The 24,663-nt window shown below is 74.5% G+C and carries 18 protein-coding genes and 1 pseudogene; 12 read left to right on the plus strand and 7 right to left on the minus strand.

Translation table 11 applies throughout. The features are described 5' to 3' along the window. Positions 1-93 precede the first annotated feature (93 nt). Positions 94-498 (plus strand): RidA family protein, encoded by a 405-nt coding sequence (locus NX794_RS21325; protein ID WP_258780233.1) that lies wholly within the window; start codon positions 94-96, stop codon positions 496-498. Between the two features lie 44 nt (positions 499-542). Here the strand turns inward: NX794_RS21325 and NX794_RS21330 are convergent, their stop codons facing one another. After that, complete coding sequence (locus NX794_RS21330; RefSeq protein ID WP_258780234.1) at positions 543-1,514, minus strand: LysR family transcriptional regulator; 972 nt, start codon at positions 1,512-1,514, stop codon at positions 543-545. A gap of 126 nt (positions 1,515-1,640) precedes the next feature. Here NX794_RS21330 and NX794_RS21335 point away from each other — a divergent pair, with 126 nt between their 5' ends. Further along, positions 1,641-2,735 (plus strand): YncE family protein, encoded by a 1,095-nt coding sequence (locus NX794_RS21335; RefSeq protein WP_258780236.1) that lies wholly within the window; start codon positions 1,641-1,643, stop codon positions 2,733-2,735. An 89-nt stretch (positions 2,736-2,824) separates the two neighbouring features. Here the strand turns inward: NX794_RS21335 and NX794_RS21340 are convergent, their stop codons facing one another. Further along, complete coding sequence (locus tag NX794_RS21340; RefSeq protein ID WP_258780238.1) at positions 2,825-3,283, minus strand: MarR family winged helix-turn-helix transcriptional regulator; 459 nt, start codon at positions 3,281-3,283, stop codon at positions 2,825-2,827. A 171-nt stretch (positions 3,284-3,454) separates the two neighbouring features. On the opposite strand from NX794_RS21340, the gene NX794_RS21345 reads away from it, so the two are divergent. Then, positions 3,455-4,420: an alpha/beta hydrolase gene (locus NX794_RS21345; RefSeq protein WP_258780239.1), complete on the plus strand. Its 966-nt coding sequence runs from the start codon at positions 3,455-3,457 to the stop codon at positions 4,418-4,420. Between the two features lie 231 nt (positions 4,421-4,651). Continuing rightward, positions 4,652-4,990 (plus strand): STAS domain-containing protein, encoded by a 339-nt coding sequence (locus NX794_RS21350; RefSeq protein WP_258780267.1) that lies wholly within the window; start codon positions 4,652-4,654, stop codon positions 4,988-4,990. 16 nt (positions 4,991-5,006) lie between these two features. Here the strand turns inward: NX794_RS21350 and NX794_RS21355 are convergent, their stop codons facing one another. Further along, the gene (locus NX794_RS21355; RefSeq protein ID WP_258780240.1) at positions 5,007-5,720 is read right to left on the minus strand and encodes an aminopeptidase P family protein; all 714 of its coding nucleotides are present in this window, start codon (positions 5,718-5,720) and stop codon (positions 5,007-5,009) included. Positions 5,721-5,834: 114 nt separating this feature from the next. Beyond that, positions 5,835-6,431: a helix-turn-helix domain-containing protein gene (locus NX794_RS21360; RefSeq protein ID WP_258780241.1), complete on the minus strand. Its 597-nt coding sequence runs from the start codon at positions 6,429-6,431 to the stop codon at positions 5,835-5,837. 102 nt (positions 6,432-6,533) lie between these two features. On the opposite strand from NX794_RS21360, the gene NX794_RS21365 reads away from it, so the two are divergent. Together NX794_RS21365 and NX794_RS21370 are read left to right on the plus strand one after the other, a co-directional pair. Further along, positions 6,534-7,652, plus strand: a complete 1,119-nt coding sequence (locus tag NX794_RS21365; RefSeq protein WP_258780242.1) for an aryl-sulfate sulfotransferase — start codon at positions 6,534-6,536, stop codon at positions 7,650-7,652. After that, positions 7,649-9,010, plus strand: coding sequence for a uracil-xanthine permease family protein (locus tag NX794_RS21370; RefSeq protein WP_258780243.1), 1,362 nt, complete (start codon positions 7,649-7,651; stop codon positions 9,008-9,010). The genes NX794_RS21365 and NX794_RS21370 overlap by 4 nt, the downstream gene beginning before the upstream one ends. Here the strand turns inward: NX794_RS21370 and NX794_RS21375 are convergent. Next, entirely contained in the window at positions 9,003-10,235 is a 1,233-nt protein-coding gene (locus tag NX794_RS21375; RefSeq protein ID WP_258780244.1) for an FAD-dependent monooxygenase, read from the minus strand. The genes NX794_RS21370 and NX794_RS21375 overlap by 8 nt on opposite strands. Before the next feature lie 90 nt (positions 10,236-10,325). On the opposite strand from NX794_RS21375, the gene NX794_RS21380 reads away from it, so the two are divergent. Both NX794_RS21380 and NX794_RS21385 read left to right on the plus strand, forming a co-directional pair. Further along, positions 10,326-10,898 carry a TetR/AcrR family transcriptional regulator gene (locus NX794_RS21380; protein WP_258780245.1) on the plus strand — a complete coding sequence of 191 codons (573 nt, stop codon included), beginning with the start codon at positions 10,326-10,328 and terminating at the stop codon, positions 10,896-10,898. A gap of 97 nt (positions 10,899-10,995) precedes the next feature. Continuing rightward, complete coding sequence (locus NX794_RS21385; RefSeq protein WP_258780246.1) at positions 10,996-14,463, plus strand: ATP-binding protein; 3,468 nt, start codon at positions 10,996-10,998, stop codon at positions 14,461-14,463. 12 nt (positions 14,464-14,475) lie between these two features. Here the strand turns inward: NX794_RS21385 and NX794_RS21390 are convergent, their stop codons facing one another. Together NX794_RS21390 and NX794_RS21395 are read right to left on the minus strand one after the other, a co-directional pair. Beyond that, entirely contained in the window at positions 14,476-15,759 is a 1,284-nt protein-coding gene (locus NX794_RS21390) for a ricin-type beta-trefoil lectin domain protein (protein WP_258780247.1), read from the minus strand. A 169-nt stretch (positions 15,760-15,928) separates the two neighbouring features. Then, positions 15,929-16,555 (minus strand): response regulator transcription factor, encoded by a 627-nt coding sequence (locus NX794_RS21395; RefSeq protein WP_258780248.1) that lies wholly within the window; start codon positions 16,553-16,555, stop codon positions 15,929-15,931. A gap of 229 nt (positions 16,556-16,784) precedes the next feature. Between NX794_RS21395 and eccCa the strand changes: the two genes are divergently transcribed. From eccCa to NX794_RS21415, 4 genes and pseudogenes are all read left to right on the plus strand, one after another. Further along, positions 16,785-20,819 (plus strand): type VII secretion protein EccCa, encoded by a 4,035-nt coding sequence (gene eccCa, locus NX794_RS21400; protein ID WP_258780249.1) that lies wholly within the window; start codon positions 16,785-16,787, stop codon positions 20,817-20,819. Continuing rightward, complete coding sequence (gene eccD / locus NX794_RS21405) at positions 20,816-22,213, plus strand: type VII secretion integral membrane protein EccD (RefSeq protein ID WP_258780250.1); 1,398 nt, start codon at positions 20,816-20,818, stop codon at positions 22,211-22,213. The genes eccCa and eccD overlap by 4 nt, the downstream gene beginning before the upstream one ends. A gap of 11 nt (positions 22,214-22,224) precedes the next feature. After that, positions 22,225-23,514, plus strand: a complete 1,290-nt coding sequence (gene eccB / locus NX794_RS21410; protein WP_258780251.1) for a type VII secretion protein EccB — start codon at positions 22,225-22,227, stop codon at positions 23,512-23,514. Positions 23,515-23,519: 5 nt separating this feature from the next. Beyond that, a pseudogene (locus NX794_RS21415) lies at positions 23,520-24,663 on the plus strand (hypothetical protein); the annotation flags it as partial.

Below are 24,663 nucleotides of genomic sequence, written 5' to 3' on the forward strand. Positions count from 1 at the left end.
GCCGGCAGACCTCATCGGGTCCGGAGGCGGACCGATCCGGTCATGGACCACTGCCCGACGGAATGTTCCGTGCCAGCGAGAGGTTGCCGGTGCATGACGAACGACCAGCGGGACATCACCAACCCGGCCGACCTCCACGATCCGACGCCGTTCGGCTACAGCCACGCGGTGTCGGCACCCGGCCAACTCGTCTTCATCGGCGGCCAGTACGCCTCGGACGCCGACGGCGCTCCGGTACCGGGTGACTTCGCGGCCCAGGTGGACCTGGCCTTCGACCGGCTGCGCTCGGCGCTCGCCGGAGCCGGTCTCGGCTACGGACACGTGGTCCGCCTCGGCACCTTCGTCGTCGATCACGACCTCGACAAGCTGGCGGTGCTGGGCAAGGCACTGCACGCCCGTTTCGGTGACCGGCTGCCGGCCCAGACACTGAGCGGGGTGGCCTCGCTCGCCCTCCCGGGGATGCTGTTCGAGGTGGACGCGGTGGCGATACGGCCGTGACGGCGTGACCGTGGCCGGTACCCGGCGGCCCCGCCCTACGGCTGTCAGGGCTGTCCGGCGGGTTGCGGGGCCGACCGCCACACCTCCCGTACCCGGTCCCGCAGCCACTGGTGGCCCGGGTCGGCGTCGTCGCGTGGGTGCCAGGCCATGGCGACCTCGACGGGTGGCAGGGGAACCGGGACTTCGAAGGTACGCAGGCCCAGAGCGGCCGGGTAGTGTTCGGCCACCCCGACGGGGGTGAGGCAGACCAGATCGGTCTCCCGGCACAGGAACAGCGCGGCGGTGTAGCCGGGCAGTGTCGCCACCACGCGCCGCCGCAGGCCGAGTTCGGCCAGACTCTCGTCCACCGGGCCGTGCACCCGGCCCCGCCGGGACACGCCGATGTGATCGGCGGCGGCGAACGCGCGTGCCGCGGCGCGCTTGCCCTTCCGGACCGCGTCCAGCAGCGGATGGCCGGGCCGGACCACACCCAGGAACCTTGTTCCGCCGAGGTGTTCGACCAGGATCTCCGGCTCCGGTCGGGTGATCACCCCGATCTCCAGGTCCAGCCGGCCGTCCCGCAGCGCCGGGGTCTCCTCCGACGTCTCCGGCAGAAAACGCAGCACGACACCGGGCGCCTGACGCGAGACGGCCCCGATCAGCCGGGCGGCGAAAGCGGTGAGGACCATCTCGTTGGCCTGGAGGGTGAACCGCCGGGTGAGCCGGGCGGGATCGGCGGCCGGCTGCGGTGCCAGGACCGCCTGGGCCTGCTCCACCAACGCGCGTACACGCGGGCGCAGTTCGAGGGCGTACGGAGTGGGGACCAGGCCGCGTCCGGCCCGCACCAGGACGGGGTCGCCCAGGACCGCCCGGATCCGGCCGAGCGTCCGGCTCACGGCGGGCGCGGAGAGCCGCAGCCGCTCGGCGGCGCCGGTGACGCTCTCCTCCTCCAGCAGGGCGTCCAGCGCGACCAGCAGATTCAGGTCGAGCGAGCCGGGAGTGGGCGGTTCGGCGGGAGGGCGGACGGCCGATGTCACGGTGTGACTCCGATCACTGGACAGCCGGCCGGGTTCCGCCCCCGCCAGCTCGTTTGCGTCTGACGCACGCCATCCTTGCGCACCTTGCACTGGAGTCAATCGACGGTCGTCGCCAGGCTTGCGGTCATGACCAACACACCTGACACAGCCCGTTCTTCCGCCGCAACCGCCGTCGCAGCCGCCGCGGAGGCCCGTTCGCCGAGGACCGGGGACGTCCTCGCGGTGGTGAGCCAGGGCAGTTCCTCCGTCACCTTCTTCGACGCCGTCGGCCACGGCACGCTCGGCGTGCTCCAACTCCCCAGCCAGCCGCACGAGCTGTGCTACGACCCGGCCAGGCGCCTGCTCTACGCCAGCATCACCTATCGGTCCGGCTACTACCACGCGAACGCCGGCCGGGCCCGGGAGCTGGTGGTCATCGACCCGGACGCCCGCCGGATCGTGGACACGGTGGACCTCGCCCCGGACCACGCGCCGCACGACATCCGCATGGATCCGGTACGCGACCTGATCTGGGTCAGCGTCGAGGCCACCGATGAGGAGACGGGCGGCCTGGTCGCCCTGGACGCCACCACGCGCGAGCGGGTACGGCGGGTCCCGGTGCACGCGCCCGGGCCCCACTGGTTCGCGCTCACCCCGGACGGCCGCCGGGCCTACTCCGCCAACAAGGAGGCGCCCTTCGTCTCCGTCGTGGATCTGGAGACCGGCGAACTCCTGGACCGGATCGCGGTCCCGGGCAGTGAGGGCATCGACATCTCGCCCGACGGCCGGTACGTGTACGTCGCCGCGCCCAAGGGGGATTACCACCCGGGGACGGTGCCCGGAGCGGGCGTCCGGATCATCGACACGGCGACCGGCCACACCGTGCGGACGCTCGGCACCCAGAACGTGGTCTTCCCCGTCCACACCACGTCCCAGGGCATGCTGCTGGCGGGCGAACTCCGGGTCACCGCCGGGTCCGACGGAGCCTCCCTCGGTGGCCAGCAGGGTGGCGTGCTCCACCTCCACGACCCGGAAGGGGAGCCGCTCGGCCGACTCCCGGTCGGCGCCTTCCCCCTCACCATCACCTCGTCACCGGACGGCCGGCTCGGCTATGTGGCCGCCATCCTGGACAGCACGGTGACCGTCGTCGACCTGGTGGAGGCCAGGGTGGTCACCACTCTGACGGTCGAGCACGAGGGCGAGTCGGGCGCCCACGGCCTGGCGTACGTGCCGGCACCGTGACCGAGCCCCGGGTGTGCCGTCCGGGAGACCGGTGACGCACGCGCCGGGTGCGCCTCCGGGGCCGGCGGTCAAGGAGCCGTACGGCAGGGTCAGTCGCGGATGACGTTCGCGGTCAGCACACGGAGCAGGTGCTTGACCGTGGCGTCCTGCTCGACGGTCAGTCCCATGGCGTCACCGATGGCCGACGGGACCGTCCGGGCCCTGTCGCGGAGATCCGCGCCGGCCGGGGTGAGGCGGACGACGACGGAGCGCTCGTCGTCGGTGCGCCGCCGGCGCTCGATCAGTCCGCCGGCCTCCAGGCGCTTGAGCAGCGGGGAGAGCGTGCTGGACTCCAGCTGGAGTGCGGAGCCCAGCTCCCGGACCGAGACCGCGTCCTGCTCCCACAGCGCCAGCATGACGAGGTACTGCGGGTAGGTGAGTCCCAGCTCCTCCAGCAGCGGCCGGTACCGGGCGATGACCGAGCGCGAGGCGGCGTAGAGGGCGAAGCAGAGCTGGTCCTGGAGCAGGAGAGAGCCCTGTTCTGCGGCGCGGTGCGCGTCCGGGTCCATGACTTCGGTCCAAACGTCGGGAAGTAACCGTTGTGACCCTACCAGTCTCAGCGCCCTCGACTAAGTCGCTACCGATTCAGTTGTGCACGACTTAATCGCACAGTACTGTTGCCCTCGTTCCGCCGGACGGCCTCCCCGGCCGCCGTCACGTCCCTGAGCGAGGAGCACCCCATGTCCGAGTCCACCGTCCGCCCCGTACTGGAGCCGGCCGCCGCCGCCTTCGCCGAGGCCACCGCGAACCCGCCGTACCTCTTCGACCTCGGCCCGGCCGAGGGCCGCAAGGCCGTCGACGAGGTGCAGTCCGGGGAGATCGACAAGCCGCGGATTACCGAGGAGTGGGTCACCGTCCAGGGCGGACCCACCGGATCGGTCAGAGCCCGCGTCGTGCGGCCGGCCGGCGCCGAGGGGACGCTGCCGGTGATCCTCTACATCCACGGCGCCGGCTGGGTGTTCGGCAACGCCCACACCCACGACCGCCTGGTGCGCGAACTGGCCGCCGGCTCCCGGGCGGCCGTGGTCTTCCCCGAGTACGACCTGTCTCCGGAAGCCCGCTACCCGGTCGCGATCGAGCAGAACTACGCCGTCGCCCGGTGGATCGTCCGCGAGGGCGCGGCCCACGGCCTGGACGCGGCCCGGATCGCGGTGGCCGGCGACTCCGTCGGCGGCAACATGTCCGCCGCGCTGACCCTGATGGCCAAGGAACGCGGCGACGTCCCGCTGGTCCAGCAGGTGCTGTTCTACCCCGTGACCGACGCGGCCTTCGACACCGGCTCCTACCACCAGTTCGCGGAAGGGTACTTCCTGCGCCGCGACGCCATGCGGTGGTTCTGGGACCAGTACACCACCGACGAGGGCGCGCGAGCCGAGATCACCGCCTCACCGCTGCGCGCCACCACCGACCAACTGCGGGGCCTGCCCCCGGCCTTGGTGATCACCGCCGAGGCCGACGTGCTGCGCGACGAGGGCGAGGCCTACGCCGCCAAGCTGCGGCAGGCCGGCGTCCCGGTCACGGCCGTGCGCTACCAGGGCGTCATCCACGACTTCGTCATGCTCAACGCCCTGCGGGACACCCATGCCGCGGAAGCCGCCATCGGCCAGGCCGTCGCCATCCTGCGCACGGCCCTCGGCACCGTGTGACCCGGCCGTCCCCTCCGTGAGGCGCAGGCGGGCCGCGACGCGCTTGCCGACCGGAGCGGGGCGGGCTTCGAGGCTGTGGGCGACGGCCTTGACGGTCTCCGGGCCATGCCGCCCGATCCGGTCCGCGTCGGCGGCCCCAACCTCCTCCGGCACCGTTTCGGGCGCGGTGCTCGGTGTGCCAGTATCGTGCGCGTGGCCGAGGAAGCGAAGGCGGGGGCCGGAGGGGCCGCGGTGCCCGGTCCGCTGTCGGTAACCTCGGCCATGAGGGGTGACATCCGTGTCCTGACCGTGAGCGGTGAGATCGACCGTGACACCGGCGGGACGCTCCGGGAGGCCCTGGACGCCTCCACGACCACTCACCCGCGCGTGGTGGCGGACTTCCAGCGGGTCTCGTTCATGGACTCCAGCGGCATCAGCATCCTCCTGACCGCTCACCGTGCCCTCACCGCGGCGGGCGGCTGGCTGCGGCTGGCCGCGCCCTCGGAGTTCATCTGGCGGACGGTACGGATCGTCGGCCTCGACACGGTCGTCGACTGCTTTCCCACCCTGGGCGAGGCCCTCGACCGCTGAGGCCGGCCGGCTGTTCTCAGGCCAGGTCGAGCAGCTGCTCGTAGAAGCCGCCGAAGCCCCGCGCCCGGTCCACCAGGTGGAGTTCGAGGATCCAGTGGCAGGTGCGCCCGGTGCGGTCCGTGCGGCGCAGCGGGGTGGTGTTCTCCGGCGTGATGTAGGACTCCGCCTTCGCGCCGTCGTTGACCTCGTGGGGGAACTCGCCGACGAGGTGGCCCGCGTGCCAGATGCCGATCTCCCAGCCGGCGTCGCGCGCCAGACGGTCCACCTCCGCGTGGAGCTGCCGGCCCGTGATGGCGGGGTCGGCGGCGAAGGCGGCCCGGCCCGCGGCGAAGATCCGGGGCAGGTCGTCGCGCAGCCGGTGCTTGAGCGGGTCGTCGCCGAAGACGTAGGTGCGGCCGAAGTCCGCCTCGTACTCCTCGAAGATCGGGCCGAAGTCCGCGAACGCGATGTCGTCCTCGCCGATGGTGCGGTCCGGCGGGTTCTCCCGGTACGGGAGCAGGGTGTTGGGGCCCGAGCGGATGATGCGCTTGTGCCAGTGCTTGGTGGTGCCGAACATCTCGTTGGCCAGATCGCGGATACGGTCGCTGACCTCGCGCTCGCCCGCGCCGGGTGCCACCAGGCCGCGTGCGGCGACCTCGTCGAAGAGGGCGATCGCCTTCTCCTGTGCCGCGACGAGTCCGGCGGCCCGGCTGCCGTCGTCAGGCCTCGCGCGGCCGTCCCCGAGCGTCATCGCGTTCCCCCGTCTGTCTCTGCCGACGTGACCTGGCACATCCTCGCATATGCCAGGCTTCGCCCGGGAAAAGGCCGCACGTACGGCCGGGGCGGGCCCGGGCGTGCCCCCGGATCAGGGGCCGGTGTCGTCGAGGATCTGCACGTGGTCCGCGATGCCGACGACCACGACCCGGGTGCCCGGCTCCAAGGGACGCCAGCGGTGCGGGAGTTCGGCGGCGCAGTAGAGGGTGTCGCCGCGCCGGAGGAGATGCCGGGCGCCGTCCGCCTCGACCTCGGCCGAGCCGTCCGCCACGTAGAGGACCTCGTCGCCTCGGTGGCGGTACTCCCGGCCCCAGTCGTGGTCGCCGGTGAACTCCAGGGCGTGCAGCCGCTGCCGGCCACGGACCAGGGGCCGTACGCCGCCCCGCGTGGCCGGCTCGGTGTCGCCGCGCACGACGTCCACGGGGCGGGGCGCCTGGGCCGAGGCCAGCAGTTGGACGGCGGTGGTGTCCAGGGCGTCGGCGATGCGCTGGAGCGAACTCATGCTGGGGCGCGAGCGGCCGTTCTCGACCTGGCTGAGGAAGGGGACGGAGACCCCGGCGCGGCGGGCCACCTCCGCGAGGGTCAGCTCCAGGGCGCGGCGCCTGCGCCGGATGCCGGGTCCCACCCGCGGTGTGTCGTCGCCGCCGGCCCCTGTGCCGGCGCTGCTGCCGCCCTTGCCGCCGTTCATGAACTTGTAACGCCCTTCCGCCGCCGAGCCCGTTCCCGAGCACCCTATGCCGTGGTTAACTCCTTCACCGCTGCTTAAGAAAGTTAAGTAAAGGGGGCCTCCATGGCTCGTGTGGACCAGAACCAGCGGCGCCGCCGCGGGACCGGCCTGATCGCCCTGGACGAGGACGCCTCGTACGGCGGCTACACCTTGTTCGCGCCGCTGACCGGCGGCGGCGCCGTCTACCTGATCGATCTGCGCGGTGCGGTCGTCCACCGGTGGGACCTGCCGCACCGGCCCGGCCGGCACGCCCGGATCCTCCCGAACGGCAACCTCGCCCACAACGGCGTCCTGCCCGGCGAGCCGGCCCTGTTCCCGATGTGGCACAAGTACCGCGGCGGCCTGATGCGGGAGATCGCCCCGGACGGGACGGTCCTGCGCGAGCACCGCGACCCGCTGCAGCACCACGACGCCCATCACTACGGCGACGGCCGGCTGCTGTACACCGCCCTGGAACCGCTCACCGGTGCGGCGGCCGCGGCCGTGCGGGGCGGTGTGCCCGGCTCCGAGGCGGACGGCGGAACCGTCTGGGCGGACACGATCGTGGAGGTCGACGCCGACGGGAACCGCACCTGGGAGTGGAGGGTCTCCGAGCGCCTCGACCGGGACGCCTTCCCGCTCCACCCCGACTACGCCCGCGAGCACTACCCGCTGATCAACAGCGTGCTGCCGCTCGCCGACGGGAACGTCCTCGCCAGCTTCCGCTCGGTCTCCGCGGTCGTCGTCATCGAGCGCGCCACCGGCGACATCGTGTGGCGCTCCGAGCCGGGCGTGGTCTCACAGCAGCACTGCCCGACCGAGCTGCCGAACGGCGACTTCCTCGTCTTCGACAACGGCGTCTTCCGGCCGGGGTCGGACGTGCCGTTCAGCCGGGTCGTCGAGATCGGGCGCGCGAGCGGCGAGGTCGTGTGGGAGTACCAGGACCCGGCGCGCGAGTCGTTCTTCGCGCCGTTCATGGGCAGCGCCCAGCGCCTCCCGAACGGCAACACCCTGGTCACCGACTCCCCCGCCGGCCGCCTCTTCGAGGTGACCCGGGACGGCTACCTGTGCTGGGAGTACGTGGTCCCGTACTTCGGCGGCTACCAGGAGAGCGACGTACGGCGGCTGTTCCCGTCCGAACCCAACGCGGTCTTCCGCTCCTACCGCTACTCCGCGGCCGAACTGCCGTGGCTGAACCGGTGACCGCCACGACGGCGCCGGCCGTGGAACCGGTCGACGAGTGGCTGCCGCTCCGGCGTCTCGCGCCGCTCGCCTGCCAGCACCTGCTGGCCGGTGTGGCCGCGCCCGTGTCCTCGGCCATCCTCGTCGCCACGACCCTGAAGCTGTCGGCCGGGCAGACCGCGTCCCTGCTCAGCGCGACGCTGGTGCTGTGCGGGGTGGGCGCGCTGGCCCAGTCCGTGGGGGTGCGTGCCCTGCGCGTCGGCGCCCGGCTGCCCTTCCTGATGCTGCCGGGCGGCGCCGCGGTGGCGATCTTCCTCCAGATCGCGCGGGAGTACGGCCCGGCGACCGCGTCCGGCTCGGTGCTGCTCGCCGCCGCGTTCCTGCTCTGTGTGCTGCCCTTCTACGGGCGCCTGATACGGCTCTTCCCGCCGCTGGTGATGAGCACGGCCGTGGTCCTCATCGGCATCAACATGATCAAGGTGACCGCGCCGATGGTCGCCTCGGGGCCGGCCCTCGGCTTCGCGACGCTCGCCGTCATCGCCCTCTTCTTCCTCGTCCTGCGCGGTGTGTGGCGGCAGTTGGCGGTGTTGCTCGGCCTGGCCGGCGGGACGCTGGTCGCGGTGCTCACCGGCACCGAGCCGCACATGGCGCACGGCGGTGCGTTCGCGCTGCCCGACCCCTTCCCGTACGGGCCGCCGCACTTCGACCTGCTCGCCTCCGTACCGCTGCTGGTCTTCGCGCTCGCCTCGCTCGCCGAGGCCACCGGGCAGACCGTCCTCAACAGCGAGGCCGTCGGCCGCCCGGCGGACCCGGGCCGCGACGTCCCGCGCATCGCGCGCGCCGACGCCCTCGTCTCGCTCGGCTCCGGGATCTTCGGTACGTCGCTGATGGTGACCAGCGCCGAGAACATCGGCATCGTCCAACTCACGCACGTACGCAGCCGGTTCGTGACGGCGGCGGCCGGGGTGCTGCTGATCGTGTGCGGGCTGTTCACGCCGCTGACCCGGGCGCTCGCGGCGATCCCGGAGCCGGTGGTGGGCGCCGCGGGGCTGGTGGTCTACGCGGTGATCGCGGTCATGGGCTTCGGCATGCTCTCCCGCGCCGACCTGGCCCACGGCAGTGACGGCATCGTCGTGGCCCTCGCCCTGGTCGTGGGTTTGCTGCCGATCGTGGCGCCCGAGATGTACGCGGGTCTGCCGTCCTGGGCCCGCATCCTGTTCGGCAGCGGAGTCGCGGCCGGCGCGATCGCCGCGGTGGTGCTCAGCGCGGTGTTCCGGCTGCTGGGGCCCGACCGGGCGCCGACCGCCACCCGGCCGCGGCCCCGGCAGGACGGCATCCCGGCACCGGAGGCTCCCGGCACTCCCCCGCCGGTCAGGTAGCGGAGGTCTCCGGTGCCGTCTCGGCGGTCGCCGTGGCGCGGCCGTGTTCGGTGGCGGCGAAGGCCCGGTTGACGAGCGGGCGGGCCGCCTTCGACTGGAGTGCGCGCATCACGAGCGCGTTGACCCGGATTCCGAGCGCCGTCTTCGGAGCCATGGAGGCGACGCGGCCGGGCGGGAGCTGCTGCGCCGAGGCGGCCCTTGGGCGCATCGCCCGCTCGAAGTCCGCCAGGGCGGCGGGCAGCCGGCCGGTGTCGTCGGGGGCCCCGGCCGCGCGCAGCGCGGTCGCCAGTTCGGCGGCGCCGCGCAGGGCCAGGGCCGTGCCCAGACCGCTGAGCGGGCTCGCGCACCACGCGCTGTCGCCGAGCAGCACCACCCGGCCGTCGGACCACCGCGGCACGTGGATCTGGTCGAAGGTGTCCAGGGCGAAGTCGGGGGCCTGCCGGGCGGCGGCCAGGAATTCGGCGGCCCGCCAGCCGACATCGGCGAACGTGCGCTCCAGCAGGGCGAACCGGGCCTCCCGGTCCCCGCGCGGGGGCAGGGTGTCGGCGGCGAAGGTCAGGCCGATCTCCTGCTGCCCCGGGTGTCCGGGACGGGCTTCCACGCTCCGGCGGCCGGGGGCGTTGTGCGTCAGGAACCAGCCGTCCACCCGTGGCGTTCCGGGCTGTTCGGTGAGCGTGAACCAGGCGTGCGCCAGGCCGAGGGGCTTGCGGTACCGCTCCTCCGGGCCGAACCGCAGCGCGCGGACCCGCGAGTGCGCGCCGTCGGCGCCGACCACGAGGTCGAACTCCTGTTCCGCGCCGCCGCGGAACCGGGCCCGCACGCCCGTCGGGGTGTCCTCCAGCGCGTCCACGGTCTCGCCGAAGCGGTGGGTCACCCCCGGTCCGGCCGCCTCGTGGATGATCCGCGCGAGGTCGGTCCGCAGCAGCTCCTCCCGGGAGACGTAGCCGCGTCCGTCGAAGGCCTCCACGGGCATCTCGGCCAGGCGCCGCTCGTCGGCGTCGATCCATGCCGCGCCGCGCTGCGGCACGAGGCAGTCCAGGGCCTGCGGGAGCAGTCCGGTCTCGGCCAGCACCTCCCGGGAGTCTCCCCGCAGGTCGACGGTCTGACCGCCGGGGCGCGGGCCCGGGGCGATCTCGGCGACGGTGACCTGCCAGCCCTGCCGTTCCAGCAGCAGCGCGAGCGTGTCCCCCGCGATTCCGCCACCGACGACGAGTACGTGTGCCATGGGAACCTCCGAAGCCTGATGCGAATCATTCGCGTTTAACGTAGCGCCCCTCCATCGATAAACGCAACTGTTTCGCGATAGACTGGTGTCGTGACGCAAGCGACAGGAACCTCCCGACCCGGTGGCCGTACCGCCCGCACCCGCGAGTCCGTGCACCGGGCCACCCGTGAACTGCTGGCCGAATCGGCGGACGGCACCGTCGAGATCGCGGAGGTGGCGGCCCGCTCGGGCGTGCACCCCGCCACCATCTACCGGCGCTGGCGCAGCGCCGACGGCCTGATCATCGACACGATCGTGGACGAACTGGACAGCCGCTCCCCGCTGCCCGCGACCGGTGACCTGCACGCCGACCTCCTCACCTGGGTCACCAACCTCCTCACCGACCTGAACCAGCCCGGCCAACTGGCCTTCTTCCGCGCCCTGCTGCGGGCGGGCGGCGCGGGCGAGAACGGACTGGACTTCGTGGAGCCGCGGGTCCGACAGATGCAGGCCGCCCTGGACGCCGCCGGCGCCACCGCGCTGACCTGGATGGACGTCTTCGAGCTGCTCCTGTCCCCGGCCTACGTGCGTGCCCTGCTGTCCCTGCCGATGGACCCGGCGGCCGACGCCGCCCGGCTGGTCGACAACCTCATGGCCGTCCGGTCCGCACGCGAGAGCGCCTGACGGACCGGCCGGCTGACGGCACGGCGGGCGAGAGCGCCCGCTGACACGCCCGGAGGCGCCTCGGAGCCGGAGAAACGGCGCTGTAGATTCACGACTCATGCTCAGTGTTCAGGTCCTGGGACCGATCGGCGCCGAGGTAGACGGTGCGCCGGTCCACCTGGGAAGTCCCCGGCAGCGTGCGGTGCTCGCCCTCCTGCTGGCCAGCCGCGGCCGTGTCGTACCCGTCGACCGTCTCATCGACAGCCTCTGGCAGGGCCGGCCCCCGGAGAAGGCGGCCGTCTCCCTGCACGCCTACGTCTCGAATCTGCGCCGCGCGCTCGAACCCGGCCGCATACCCCGCGCCCCGGCCGGCGTCCTGGTCAGCGCCCCGCCGGGATACGCCCTACGGCTGCCGGAGGACGCGGTCGACGCCTGGCGGTTCGAGGCGGCGGTACGACAGGCGCGTACGGCGCCCCCGACGGAGGCCCGGCGGCTGCTGGAGGAGGCGCTCGGCTGGTGGCGCGGAGCGGCCTACGGCGAGTGGGCCGACGAGGAGTGGGCGCGCGCCGAGGCGGCCCGGCTGGGTGAACTGCACCTCGTGGCACAAGAGCTGGCGGTCGGCGCGGCCCTCGCGTCCGGAGCCCCGGCGGAGGCGGTGCCGGGGGCCGAGGCGCTCGTACGGGAGCATCCGCTGCGCGAGGAGGGCCGGCGCTTGCTGGCCCTCGGGCTGTGGGCCTGCGGGCGCCGCGCCGACGCACTGGCCGAACTGGACCGGGCGGCCGCCGTCATGGCCGACGAACTCGGTCTGGGTCTCGGCGACGCCCTGACCGAGCTGGAAGGGGCCCTGCGGACCGGGCGGACGGAGGTACTGCGCGCGGCGGTGCCGTCGGCTCCCTCGACGGCGGTGGAACAGGCCGAGCCTTCCCCGGCGGCGGTTCTCGCCCCGCCCGCCGACGAACTCTTCGTGGGCCGCGGCGACGAACTGCGGGCCCTGGAAAGTGCCGCGCGCGACGCCTGGCGGACCGGCGGCGTCATCCTGGTGACCGGCGAGGCCGGTGCCGGCAAGTCGGCGCTGCTCGGCCGCTTCCAGCGGCGGTTGCGGGAGCAGGGCTGGACGGTGGTGCTCGGCCGCTGCCCCGAGTTCGGCGGCGCGCCCTCGGCCTGGGCGTGGGTGGAGGCGCTCGGCGCCCTCGCCCGTCGGACGCCCCCGGCCGACCCGGGCGCCCTCGGCGCACTGGTCCACCAGGCCGGATACGGCGACGGGGACGGCCCCGGGAGCGGAGCGGCGGAACAGGACGGCGCGGGCGAGGAGCAAGGCGGCCCGTGCGGCTCCTGCGGGGGAGACGGCGAACCCGCCGACCACGCGCTGCCGTCCGCCGGGCGGTTCCGGCTCCACCGGGCGTTCAGCACCTGGCTGCGGGAGGCGGCGGCGGACGCGCCGCTGGCGGTGATCGTCGACGATCTGCACCGGGCGGACGGCGAGACACTGGCCCTGCTGGAGCGGACCGCCGAGCTGGTCGGATCGCCGGTGCTGGCGATCGCCGCCTACCGCCCGGCGGACGCGGAGGACCGGCTGACCAAGACCCTCGCCGAACTCGCCCACCGCTCGCCGTACCGGCTGGCGCTCGACGGGCTGCCGCTCTCCGACGTGGACACCCTGGTCAGAGCCCTGTGCGGGGACCGGGTCGACGCGGCGACCGTGAGCGCGCTCGCCGCCCGCACCGAGGGCAACCCCTTCTACGTGCGGGAGAGCGCCCGGCTGCTCGCCAGCGAGGGCGCGCTGGTGGCGATCTCCGAGGTGCCGCAAGGGGTGCGCGACGTCCTGCGCCGACGGCTGCGGCAGTTGCCCGCCGGGGCGCTCGCCGTCCTCCAGCTCGCGTCCGTCGTCGGCCGCGAGACCGAGGTCGGGGTGCTCGTCGAGGCCGCGGATCCGGGCACGCACGACGAGCACGCCGTACTCGACGCCCTGGAGGCGTCCGTCGTGGCCGGGCTGCTCACCGAACCGGCGCCCGGGGTGGTCCGGTTCGCCCACGCCCTGGTGCGCGACACCCTCTACACCGACCTCGTCGGCGTGCGCCGGGCGCGCCTGCACGCGCGGCTCGCCGAGGTGCTGCGGCGGCGCCGTCCGGACGACTTCGCGGCGCTGGCACACCACTTCGCCCGGGCGGCGAGCGCGCGGACCGCGTCACTCGCCGTGGACTACTCGCTGGGCGCGGCGGACCTGGCCGAGCGGAGCTACGCCCACGACACCGCCGTCGAGCTGCTCAACCAGGCGATCGAGATCTTCGCGCTGATCCCCGCCGCCACGGACGACGGTACGGCCGACGGCGGGCCCGGGCGGCTGGTCGTCCTCCTCGGACGGCTGCTGCGCGCCCAGATCCGGGCCGGGTCCATCATGGCGGCGCGGCACACCCGGCAGCGCGCCGTCGAGGCGGCCGAGGGCATCGCGCCCGACGAACTGGCGACGGCCGCGCTCGGCGCCTGGCTCGGCCCGGGGCCGGCGCTGAGCGGGCCCCGGGGGCTCGTCGACTCCACGGCGCTCTACACGTTCGTCGACCGGCTGCTCGCACGGGCCGACCTGGACCCCGCCGTCCTCGGCGCCCTGCCGCCCGGCCCGAAGGACGCCGGCGGTACGAGCGCTGGTGACGACCCGTATGCGACGGACCGGGTGGCGGACGCCACGCGGCGGCTGGCCGTCGCCCGTGCCGTCGGGGACCCGCTGCTGCTCGCCTCCGCGCTGACCGTGGTGTCCGCCGTCACGCCGCACGCGTGCCCGGACCGCCGCGAGACCCTGGCGACCGAACTGCGGGTGCTCGGGTACGCGCACGACCTGCCCGCCAACAGCTGGGTGCGGGAGCACATCGGGGCCATGGCCGCCGCGGTGCGGGGCGACGTCGCCCGGGTGCGCGCACACGCCGGGGAAGGGCGGGCGGTCGCCCGTCGGCACCGGCTGGCGGAGGCGGAGTCGATCACCCTGACGACCCTGGCGATGCTGGCCCACGTCGAGGGCCGCTTCGCCGAGGCCGAGGCCGGCTACGCCCAGGTGCGGGAGCGCCTGCGCGCGCACGGTTCACCGCACGGCGACCTGGTCCACGCCCTGGGCCTGACGACCGTACGACTCGGCCAGGGCCGCCCCGAAGAAGCCGAACCCCTGCTACGGGCCCTCGACACCGCCGCCATGCCCACCGCGGAACTGGCGCTGGGCGTGGTGCTCGCCCGGCAAGGTGAGCTGGAGCAGGCGTACGCGCTGGGCCGGCGCACTCCGGCGGCCGTGCCCGTCGTACCGGACCACCTGTACGGCATCGCCCTGTCCCTCCGGGCCGAACTGGCCTTCCTCCTCGGGGACGTGCCCGCCGCCCGCGAACTGGTCCCGCTGCTGCTCCCGTTGCGCGCCCAGCTCGCCGGCGCCGCGAGCGTCTCCTTCGTCACCCGGCCCTTCGCCCACTCGCTCGGAGAGCTGTACCGGCTCCTCGGTGACGAGGCGGCGGCGCGCCGGTACTTCGCCCTCGCCGAGGACGTGGCGCTGCGCTGGGGTTCGCGGCATCTGGCGGCGGCGGCCCGGTCGGCCTCCGCACCCCGAGGGTGACAGGCGGCCGGTTCAGCCCAGATGCCACTTCTGGTTGGACGTGCCGGAGCACTCCCACAGCTGGAGCCGGGTGCCGTTGCCGGAGCCGTTGTCCTTGGCGTCGACGCACTTGCCGATCTGCGTGTTGACCAGGTCGTGGGCGCTGTTGAGGCGGAAGCGCTGGGCCCAGCCGCCGTTGCACCTGGCCAGTTGGATGGCCGCGCCGTCGGCCTGCGAGGCGTTGGCGATGTCCAGGCACAGGCCCATGGAGCGCACGCTGCCGTCGGACTTGAAGACCCACTTCTGCCAGGCGTCGCCGTCGCAGCTCCACAGCCGCAGCGGGGAGCCGTCCTTGCCCGCGTGGGCGCTCACCTCGACGCACTTGGCGGAGCCGTAGCCGACGATCGCGTCCCCGGCCACCACGGTGGCCCGTCCGGCCGGCTTGGCGGCCGGCTTCGGCTTGGGCTTCGAGCCGTGGGGGGAGGCGCCGGCGGTCTTGGAGGTGTGCGTGGCCGAGGCGTCGGCTGCCTCGTGCCGGTGGCCGGCCGCCGGCTTCGGGGAGGAACCCTTGCCGGCGGGGGCGTCCTCGGCGGGGTGGTCCGGCGTCGCCTTGTCGTGGTGGGCCGGACGGCCGTCCGCCGATGCCGACTTGGACGCGGACCGGGACGGGGAGGGTGCCACCGCTCCGTCCTCGGCGAGGTGCGGGCGGGCGCCGTCGCCGACGGTCGCGGCGCGCGGTCCGGAGTCGCCGTCCCCGGGCATCGCCATGAACCCGGCGGTGCCGAGGCCGAGCACCAGCAGGGCGCCGCCGGCGATCGCCGCGCCCACGACCCGTGCGCCACGCTCCGGTTCGGCGCGCCGGGCACGTGCCTCGGCCGTGCCGCCGGGTGCCTGCGTCCGCGTCACCGGCAGGCGGAACAGGCGTCCGGACGGGGCGTCCGCGGTGCCGGGGACCGGGGTGTCCTCGTCGCCCGGCCGGGGGGTCGGCGCCGGTACCGGTTCCGGGACGGTGAGAGAGTCCCCCGCCGGGGTGGGGTGGGAGTCGGTCTCGGGTTCCGGGTCGGTTCGGGCGTCGGGCCTGTCCTCGGACCGAGGCTCGGCCTCGGGCTCGGACGCGGTCTCGGACGCGGTCTCGGGCTCGGGCCTGTTCCCGGACTCGGGCTCTACGGCGGAGTCAGGTGCGGACTCCGCCGCAGCCCCGGACTCGCCCTCCGCCTCCGCCAGTCCCCGGGACTCCGTCTCCCCCAGCCACGGCAGCGGTCGTTCCCAGACGGCCGGTTCCTCGGGGGAGTCCGGACGCCCCGTCGTGCGCTCCATGTCTGCCCGCCCCTGTCTCCGCGTGTGAAGGTCTGCCGGCGAGTGACCCTAGGGCCCGGCGGGCCGCGTGCGGTGGCCGGCGGCGCCCGGTCTGCCCGGCAGGACCGACATCCCTTCCCCTGCGTACCGGATTTCCCGGCAGCCGCGCCCGCGATGGCCGGGATCGCGGCTACAGGGTTCCCGTGCGCAGGGCGAAGGCGACCGCGTGGGTGCGGTTGCGCAGGCCGAGCCGGTTCATCATGACGCTGACGATGTTCTTGATGGTGCGCTCGGAGTAGTTCAGTTTCTGGGCGATCTCCGTGGTGTCGAGGCCGTCGGCCAGCAGCCGCAGCACATCGACCTCACGGGTTTCGAGGCCGGAGGTGGTCAGCCCCAACGGCGCCAGCACGTCGCGCTGGATCGCCCGCAGGTGGTCGACGAGCCGGCCCTGCACCGCCGGCGGCAGGGCGGCCCCGCCGTCGGCCACGCCGCGCACGGCCTCCACTATGCGGTCGAAGGTGCTGTCCTGACGCCACATCAGCCCGCGTAGTCCGTACCGCATCGCCCGCAGCAGGTGTGCCTCGCCGAGGTGCCCGGTGACCAGCACGATGCCCATGCCGGGGCGGGCCGAACGGGCGGACACCGACTCCATGAGCAGCATCGTCTCCTCGGTCACGTCCGGCGTGATCATGAGGACCACGTCCGCGTGCGGGTGCTCGTCCTGAGGCAGGACGTGCAGCCCTGGGTATCTGCGCAGGCAGCTGACGGCTCCCTCGCCGGTGAGGGGGTCACCGGCGAGGACCGCGATCGAGATCATCCCCAACGTTCTTGCTTTCCTTCCGGGTGGTGGACGCCCGGGGATCGTGACCGGCCCGCCTTGGCGGTGACTTGGCGTGCACTTGGCGACGTTGCCCCCGCGACCAGGCATCGGTGTCCGCCGGGACAGACATCGGCCGTACGACGCGGGCCGGGGGCGCCCCGCTGCCTACGCTCGGCGCGCAGGTCCAGGGCAGATCCAGGCTCGGGCAAGAAGGAAAGAGAGCACGTTGAGTACCGTCATCGCGAAGCGCTCTCCGCGTGCCGACGGCCCCCCGATGCCCGAGGGACAGGTCGAACTGGCCGAGCCCCCGGTCCTCGGCGAACCGGCCACCGCCGACTTCGGCTCCGTGATGACGTACCTGCCGATGGGCCTGGGCGCCGGGGCCATGGTGCTGATGTACTCGGTCGGCAGCGGCGGCACGTCGATGTACATGATGACCGGGATGATGGGCGTCGCCATGGTCAGCATGACGCTGACCCAGATCGGCCGGCCGGGCGCGGAACGGCGTCGCCGGATGCGTGCCGAACGCCGCGACTACCTGCGCTACCTCGGTCAGAAGCGGGCGCAGGCCCGGGGAGCCGCCGACGCCCAGCGGGCCGCGCTGCTGTGGGACAACCCGGACGTCTCGCACCTGTGGGCGCTCGCGGCCGGACCGAGGCTGTGGGAACGCAGGCCGGGTCACGAGGACTTCGCCCGGGTCCGGATCGGTTTGGCGACCCGCCGGGCCGCGCTGGAGTTCCTGCCGCCGCAGACCAAGCCGGTGGAGGACCTGGAACCGCTGTGCGCGGTCTCGCTGCGCCGGTTCACCAAGGCGCACCAGACCGTTCCGGGGTTGCCCGTGCCGGTGGCGCTGCGCCGCTTCACCAGCGTGGAGTTCACGGGCGAGACCGAGGACGCGCTGGCCCTGGCGCGCGCGGTGCTGGGCCAGTTGGCGGTCTTCCACTCCCCCGACGAGCTGCGGGTCGCGGTGCTCGGCGACGAGGCCGCGCGCCGCGAGTGGGACTGGCTCAAGTGGCTGCCGCACAACGCCCATCCGGCGCAGGAGGACTCCGCCGGCCGGGTCCGCCTCGCCGCCGGCGACCACGACGAACTGCTCGACCTGCTCGGGCAGGACGTCCGCGAGCGCCCCGATCACGACCCCGCCGCCTCGCCCAGCGTGGCCGAACCGTTCACGGTGATCGTCGCCCAGGGCGTCCGGCTGCCGGGGACCTCGCGCCTGCTGGGCGCCGGGATACGTGGGGTGGTGCTGCTCGACCTCACCGGCGCGGTGCCCGGCGGGCCCAAGGTGCTGCGGCTCGGCGTCCGGGACGGCGGGGTCGAGTTCCCCGGCGGCGCGGAGACCGTCAGCGGCGCCGCCGACCGGCTCGGCCGCGTCGAGGCCGAGACGCTGGCCCGGGCCCTCGCCCCGATGCGCACCGGTGGCGGCGTGGACCTGGTGGACCGGCCCCTGGAGTCCGACTTCGACCTGGCCACCCTGCTCGGCGTCCGTGACGTACGCGGCTTCGACGTGCCGGCCACCTGGCGCCCGCGCCAGGCTCTGGAGGCACGGCTGAAGGTGCCGGTCGGCGTCACCGAGGACGGCGAGATCGTCGAACTCGACCTGAAGGAGTCCGCGCAGGGCGGCATGGGCCCGCACGGCCTGCTGATCGGCGCCACCGGCTCCGGCAAGAGCGAGCTGCTGCGCACCCTGGTGACCGGACTGGCCGCCACCCACTCCTCGGAGATCCTGAACCTGGTGCTGGTGGACTTCAAGGGCGGCGCCACGTTCCTCAACATGGACCGGCTCCCGCACACCTCCGCCGTCATCACCAACCTCGCGGACGAACTCCACCTCGTGGACCGGATGCGGGACTCCATCAACGGCGAGATGATCCGCCGTCAGGAACTGCTGCGGGAGGCCGGCTACGCCTCGCTCCACGAGTACGAGAAGGCGCGCGCGGCCGGGGCCGGCACCCTGGCCCCGCTGCCGTCGCTGCTGATCATCGTGGACGAGTTCTCGGAACTGCTCGCCAGCAAGCCGGAGTTCGTGGAGCTGTTCGTCTCCATCGGCCGGCTCGGGCGCAGCCTCGGCGTCCATCTGCTGCTGGCCTCCCAGCGGCTGGACGAGTCCCGGATCCACCGGGTCGAGGGGCATCTGTCGTACCGGATCGCGCTCCGGACCTTCTCCTCGATGGAGTCGCGCAGCGTGATCGGCACCTCCAGCGCCTACGAGCTGCCCTCCGCGCCCGGCAACGGCTATCTGAAGGTGGACACCACCAACCTCGTGCGGTTCAAGGCCGCGTACGTCTCCGGTCCCGCGCCCGCTCCTCCGGGCCCGGAGGAGACGGCGGAGCAGGCGGGTGCCGTGCGCGAGGTGACGGCCTTCGGCCTGGAGCGGCAGGGGCCGTCGGCCCCGGCCGCCGAGGAGGCGGGCGCCCGCCTGGTCTCGCTGGCCGAGGAGGTCCTGCGCGACCAGGACGGCGAGGCGGAGCGGCCGGGCGAGGACGGCGGTGAGGGCGCCGCCGAGGACAGCCTTCTGGAGGTCTTCGTCGCGCGTCTGGAGGACAGCGGTCCGCCGGCCCGGCAAGTCTGGCTGTCCCCGCTGTCCGAGTCGCCCGGCCTCGACCAGCTGCTGCCCGGCATCGTGCCGGACCCGCTGCGCGGCATGGGCGCGGCCGATCCCCGGGTGCAGGGCGCGCTGCGGGTGCCGCTGGGCATGGTGGACCGCCCCTTCGAGCAGCTGCGGGAACTGCTGGTCGCCGACCTGTCGGGGGCGGACGGCCACGTCGGCCTGGTGGGGGCGCCGCAGACCGGCAAGTCGACCCTGCTGCGCACCCTGCTGCTGTCCCTGGCGCTCACCCACACACCTCGCGAAGTGCAGTTCTACTGCCTGGACTTCGGCGGTGGCGGTCTCGTCTCCACGGCCGGGCTGCCGCACGTCGGCTCGGTGGCGACCCGGCTGGAGCGCGACCGGGTGCTGCGCACCGTCGAGGAGCTGTCCCAGCTCCTGGAGCGGCGGGAGCAGCTGTTCACCTCCCGGGGGCTCGAATCGATGGCCGCCTACCGGGCGTTGCGCGCGGACGGCACGATCGACGACCCGTTCGGTGACGTCTTCCTCGTCGTCGACGGCTGGGCCACGCTCCGCCAGGACTTCGACGACCTGGAGCAGCGGGTCATGGAACTCGCGGCGCGAGGGCTGTCGTTCGGTCTGCACGTGGTCGCCTCGGCGGTCCGCTGGTCCGAAGTGCGGCCCCGGCTGCGGGACATGCTCGGCACCAAGCTCGAACTCCGGCTCGGGGACTCGATGGAGTCCGAGGTCGGCTCCCGGGCGGCGGCCGGTGTCCCGCACCAGCCGGGCCGTGGTCTGACCGGCTCCGGCCACCACTTCCTGTCCGCCCTGCCCCGGCTCGACAGTTCCTCGCGCACCGACGACCTGACGGCCGCCACCAAGGCCGCGGTCGCCGAGATCGACACCTTCTGGACCGGCCCCGGGGCACCCGGCGTGCGGCTGCTGCCGACCAGCCTGGACGCCCGCAGGCTGCCGGCCCCCGCGGACACGCGTGATCTCAGGTTCTGCCTCGGCTGGGACGAGCAGCGGCTCTCCCCGGTCTGGCACGACTTCGGGGCCACCCCGCACCTGCTGGTCTTCGGCGACGGCGAGACGGGCAAGACCAACGCCCTGCGGCTCGCCATCCGCGCCATCACCGCCCGCTACCGCCCCGAGGAGGCCAGGATCCTGCTGGCCGACCCCGGGCGCGGACTCCTGAAGGACGTGCCGGAGGAGTACCGGGTCGGGTACGTGGTCGACAACGACGCGCTGGGCAAGCTCGCCGACAGCGCCGCCGTCTCCGTCGCCAAGCGGCAGCCCGGCGCCGACGTCACCCCGGAACTGCTGGAGAAGCGGGACTGGTGGAGCGGTCCGCTGCTGTTCGTCCTCGTCGACGACTACGACCTGTTCGCCGGCGCGCCCGGTACGCCCTCCCCGATGATGCCGCTGGTGCCGCTGCTCGCGCAGGGCGCCCACATCGGGCTGCACCTGGTCGTCGCCCGCTCCACCTCCGGCGCCATGCGCTCCGTCATGGACCCGCTGATCCGGCGCATGTGGGAGCTGGGCAACCCGGCGCTGCTGTTCTCCTATCCCAAGGAGGAGGGCAAGTTCATCGGCGAGGCCAAGCCCCGCACCCTGCCCGCCGGCCGGGCCCAGCTCGTCACCCGGCGCTCCCTCAGGCTCGTCCAGACCGGCCTGGTGCCGGCGGCCTCCGTCCCCACAGGAACACGATGACCCACGCCGCTTCCCCGCCCGCCCCGGCCACCGAGGTCTGCCGGTTCACCGTCGAGGCACCGGACGGCCGCGCCGACCTCGCCGTCCCGGTCACCACCACGGTCTCCGACCTGCTGCCGGTCCTGCTGCGCCAGGTCACCACCGCCCCCGGCGCGCAGGGCGCCCCCTGGGTGCTGCAACGCCTCGGCGAGGAGCCCCTTGACCCCGAGGCGACCCCCGAGAGCGCCGGGCTGCGCGAGGGCGACATCCTGCATCTGCGGCCGGCCGACGCGGCGCTGCCCGCCCTGCGGTACGACGACATCGCGGACGGTGTCGCGCACGCCGTCGGCGCGGGACCCGGCCGCTGGCGCTCCGAGCTCACCCGCCGCCTCGGCCTCGCCCTGTCCTGCCTGGCCCTGGCCGCGCTCGCCGCCGCGACGCTCGGCGCGGGCCCCGGCCCCGGCACCGCGGCCGCCGCCGCGGCGATCGCCCTGGTACTGGCCGTCGGCTGCGCCACGGCCGCCCGGATGCGGGCCGACCGGGGCAGCGTCCTGGTCGCCGGGACCGGTGCGTTCGGCTTCGCCGCCCTGGCCGGCACCACGCTGCGCGAAGGCCCCGCCGGGGAGTTCGCCCCGGGGCTGACCGGCGTGCTCGCGGGCGCCGTCTGCGTGGTCGCGCTGGCCGGTGTGCTGCTCGCGCTGGACGCGCTCCCGCTGGTGGTGCCCGGCACCGTGCTGCTCACGGCGGTCGCCGCCGCGGCCGGCGCGGGACTGGCCGAGGGCACCGGACTGCACGGTGTCCAGGCCGCCTCGGTGGTCGCGGTGGCCCTGTTCGTGCTCGGGCACCTCGCACCCCGGCTGGCCCTGCGCACGGCCCGGCTGCGGGTGCCCCAACTGCCGCACGACGCCGAGGAACTCCAGCAGGACATCGAGCCCGAGCCCGGCGAGAGCGTCGGCCGCCGGGTCGCCGTCGCCACCGCCTGCGTCGACATGATCAGCGTCTCCTCCGCGCTGGTGTGGGGCGTCGCCCTCTGGCTGCTCGTCGACCGTGAGCGCGGTTGGGCGGGCTGGCTGCTGCCGCTCGCGCTCAGCCTGGCCGTGCTGCTCCGTGCGCGCGGCACCAACGGCACCCTCCAGCGGGTCTCCGCCGTCCTGGCGGGCGCCTACGGCATCGGGCTCGTGCTGATCGTCCGCGTGGCGCCCACCGGTCCGGGCGGGCGGGCCGTCGTACTCGCCGTGCTGCTGGCCGCCGCGCTGGCGCTGCTCGTCGGCGCCTGGCGGCTGCCGCGCGCCCGGCTGCTGCCGGTGTGGGGCCACTTCGGCGACCTGCTGGAGATCCTCACGGCCATCGCCCTGCTGCCGCTGCTGCTCCAGGTGCTGCACGCGTACGCGTACTTCCGCGGCCTCGCGGGCTAGGAGGGACACGCATGCAGACGCGACGCGATCACGTGCAGGCCTACCAGTTCGCCATGGGCCGCCTCGCCTCCTCCCTGGTCAGCGGGGACCCCGGCCGGGGCGACAGCCCGACCCGGCGGTCCGCGCTCGGCTCGGTCTTCGGGGCGGGCCTGGTGGTGCTGCTGTGCGCCGGGTTCGGGGTGTACGGGCTGATCTCCCCGGCGGCCGAGGACGACTGGCGCAAGGACGGGACCGTCGTCCTGGAGCAGGACACCGGCACCCGCTACGTCTACGCCGACGGCGTCCTGCGTCCCGTCCGCAACTACGCCTCCGCCCTGCTCATCGCGGGCGAGCGGACCGCCCCCGAGACAGTGTCCGCCAAGTCCCTGGCCGGGGTACGGCACAGCACGCCCGTCGGCATCCAGGGTGCTCCCGACACCGTCCCCGAGGCGTCCGCGCTGGCCACCGGGGCGTGGTCGCGCTGTCTGCCGGCCCACGCGACGGCGGGCAAGGGCCAGACCCTCGTCTTCGGCGGCTCCGCCGCGCGCACCGCGCTGCCCGACGACCGGCTGGTGCTGCTCGGCGGCCCCAAGGGCGCCCGGTACCTGCTCGTGCGCGGCGTCAAGTACCCGGTGCCCGGCGCCTCGGCGCTGGTCGCCCTCGGCCTGGACGACCAGGCGGTGCTGCCCGCCACCGCCGACTGGCTGGCCGCCGTCCCGACCGGCGCCCCGCTCGCCGCGCCGGTGCCGGCCGGCAGCGGGAAGGCGGCCGGGAAGGTCGCCGGACAGGCCGCGCGGGTCGGCGAGGTCTTCCGCGCCGGCACCGGCACCGCCGAGCACGACTACCTGATGCACGCCGACGGACTGGCCCGCGTCAACGCCACCGAGTACGCCCTGCTCGCCGCCCGCCCCGGCGCGCCCGCGCCGCGACAGGTCGGGCAGGCGGACATCGCGGCCGTCCCGGTCTCGGCCGAGCACGGCACGACCGGCCGGGTGCCCGACCTCTCCGGCGTCCACGCCCTGGACGGCGCCACCGTCTGCCTGACCGAACTCACCGGCGGCCGGCACCGGATCACCGTGACCGCACCCGGTGACGGAGGCGTCGTCCTGCCGCCCGGCGGCGGTGCCCTGGCGACCTCCGACGGCGGCCGGAACCAGTACCTGATCACCGAGCAGGGCCGGAAGTACCGGATCGCCGACGCCGACGCCGCGCGGGCCCTCGGGTTCCACGACGGCGAGCACCGGCTGACGCTGCCCGCGGGCGTCCTCGCCCTCGTCCCCGACGGCCCGGTGCTCAGCCGGTCCGCCGCGGCGAAGGGCTGAGTCCGGTGGGCCGACTGCGGCTGCGCTCGACGCGGGTGGGCGACGCCCTGCTGATCCATCCCAAGGGCCGCTTCGACGAGCGGGCCGCCGCCTTCGCCGAGGGCATCACCGGGGACCCGGGGCACACCCTCGTCGTGGTGGACCTGCCCGCCGGCGCCCTCGCCACGGAGTGGGAGGCGGTGGCCAAGCTGCTGTCGTCCTCCCGGTACGGCAGCCCGCGGCTGGTGTTCGGCCGGGGCACGGGCGACGACGTCCGCACGGCCGGCCGCCTCATCGCCACCCGGCTCGGCCGCGAGGTGCTCGCCCCCGACGGCGACCTCATCCCCACCCGCTCCGGCCAGTTGTTCGTGCCCGGCGACGACGGCGCCGCCTGGCTGCGCTTCCGGCCGGGCCGCGACGCCGAGCCCGTGGGGCAGCGCTTCCCCAAACCGCACTGGGAGTTCTCGGCGCCGGCCCGCACCCGGCCGGCCGGCACCCACTCCGTCGCCCAGCCGGTACCGGCGGGCGTGTGGCTGCGCCGTACCGACGGGGACCCGCCGGCCGGCCGGTACCGGCGCGCGATGGAGACCCTGCCCATCGACGCGGACCTCTACCTGGTCGCCCTCGGCAGCCCCGGCACCCCGCCGCTGGCACTCGCCGACGTGGCCCGCTTCTGGGACACGGTGCTGCCCGGCGCCCGGTCCGCCGTACGGTTCCTGCTGTACGGCGCCCTCGACACGCCGGCCGACCGCGCACCCGGCCAGGCCCTCGCCGACGCCCTGGGCCACCGGACCGTCCTGTACGGCGGGCCGGTCCCGGGCGAGACGGGTGCGGCTGCCGAGGCGGCCGAGGCGGTGTACGTGCCCTCCGAGGTCGCGCTGCCGGTTCCGGATTCCGCGTCCGTGCCCGTGCCCGTGCCGCTGCCGCTGCCGCGCATTCGGACGGAGTCGGGGGGCGGGTCCGCCGCGGGGACCACTGCCGCGGCGGGCGCGGGGACGGCCAAGGGCTCAGACACGGAGCCGACGTCCGTTCCGGAACCGTCGCCCGAGGCAGTGCAGGCGGCCGTTTCGGCTGCGGCGCCCCTCCCGTTCCCGCCGAACTCCCCGGCACCGTCCCCCGAACCGGCTCCGGAGATCACCGAACCCCAGCAGCCCGACCCGGTTCCCCCGG

This window comes from Streptomyces pyxinicus (assembly GCF_024753135.1).
In the GTDB taxonomy this organism is placed as follows: Bacteria; Actinomycetota; Actinomycetes; order Streptomycetales; family Streptomycetaceae; genus Streptomyces; species Streptomyces pyxinicus.

Coding starts and splice junctions, on each gene's coding strand:
- NX794_RS21325 (WP_258780233.1), top strand. CDS start 94: ATGACGAACGACCAGCGGGACATCACCAACCCGGCCGACCTCCACGAT.
- NX794_RS21335 (WP_258780236.1), top strand. CDS start 1,641: ATGACCAACACACCTGACACAGCCCGTTCTTCCGCCGCAACCGCCGTC.
- NX794_RS21340 (WP_258780238.1), bottom strand. CDS start 3,283: ATGGACCCGGACGCGCACCGCGCCGCAGAACAGGGCTCTCTCCTGCTC.
- NX794_RS21345 (WP_258780239.1), top strand. CDS start 3,455: ATGTCCGAGTCCACCGTCCGCCCCGTACTGGAGCCGGCCGCCGCCGCC.
- NX794_RS21355 (WP_258780240.1), bottom strand. CDS start 5,720: ATGACGCTCGGGGACGGCCGCGCGAGGCCTGACGACGGCAGCCGGGCC.
- NX794_RS21360 (WP_258780241.1), bottom strand. CDS start 6,431: ATGAACGGCGGCAAGGGCGGCAGCAGCGCCGGCACAGGGGCCGGCGGC.
- NX794_RS21365 (WP_258780242.1), top strand. CDS start 6,534: ATGGCTCGTGTGGACCAGAACCAGCGGCGCCGCCGCGGGACCGGCCTG.
- NX794_RS21375 (WP_258780244.1), bottom strand. CDS start 10,235: ATGGCACACGTACTCGTCGTCGGTGGCGGAATCGCGGGGGACACGCTC.
- NX794_RS21385 (WP_258780246.1), top strand. CDS start 10,996: ATGCTCAGTGTTCAGGTCCTGGGACCGATCGGCGCCGAGGTAGACGGT.
- NX794_RS21390 (WP_258780247.1), bottom strand. CDS start 15,759: ATGGAGCGCACGACGGGGCGTCCGGACTCCCCCGAGGAACCGGCCGTC.
- NX794_RS21395 (WP_258780248.1), bottom strand. CDS start 16,555: ATGATCTCGATCGCGGTCCTCGCCGGTGACCCCCTCACCGGCGAGGGA.
- eccD (WP_258780250.1), top strand. CDS start 20,816: ATGACCCACGCCGCTTCCCCGCCCGCCCCGGCCACCGAGGTCTGCCGG.
- eccB (WP_258780251.1), top strand. CDS start 22,225: ATGCAGACGCGACGCGATCACGTGCAGGCCTACCAGTTCGCCATGGGC.